The sequence below is a fragment of the Faecalibacillus sp. MSK20_93 genome, from assembly GCF_020589945.1.
In the GTDB taxonomy this organism is placed as follows: domain Bacteria; phylum Bacillota_I; class Bacilli_A; order Erysipelotrichales; family Coprobacillaceae; genus Faecalibacillus; species Faecalibacillus intestinalis.
Map to the genome: position 1 here is coordinate 1 of NZ_JAJDKA010000178.1, position 357 is coordinate 357.

Below are 357 nucleotides of genomic sequence, written 5' to 3' on the forward strand. Positions count from 1 at the left end.
TTTTTCAAAAGAGGTCATTAAATCACACCTTTCATTCCCTATATGGTGCGGAAAGAGGGATAAACGCTTTTCAAATCATAGAGGAAAGGGGGTGAGATTGATGAAACCGTCTGACTTCCAGAAAACAGTTCAATGTCGCTTTGAAAGTTGTTTGAAGAAAGTTGTCCGTCATGTTGTAAAGGACTACCAGCAAGGATTGAAACGACGAAAAGATAAAGAAATTCCAATTTGTGAACTTCCAGAAATTTTCGTTGAAAATTTTGCTGTGTGGGACGATTACGAAACAGATTATACAATCTTTTCAGTATGTGGCATTGATATTCGTGTCCTTGATGATGAGCTGGCAGAAGCCTTGAA

The 357-nt window shown here is 38.1% G+C and carries 1 pseudogene; it reads left to right on the top strand.

The features are described from left to right. Positions 1–100: 100 nt before the first annotated feature. A pseudogene (locus LJD34_RS16260) lies at positions 101–357 on the top strand (sigma-70 family RNA polymerase sigma factor); the annotation flags it as partial.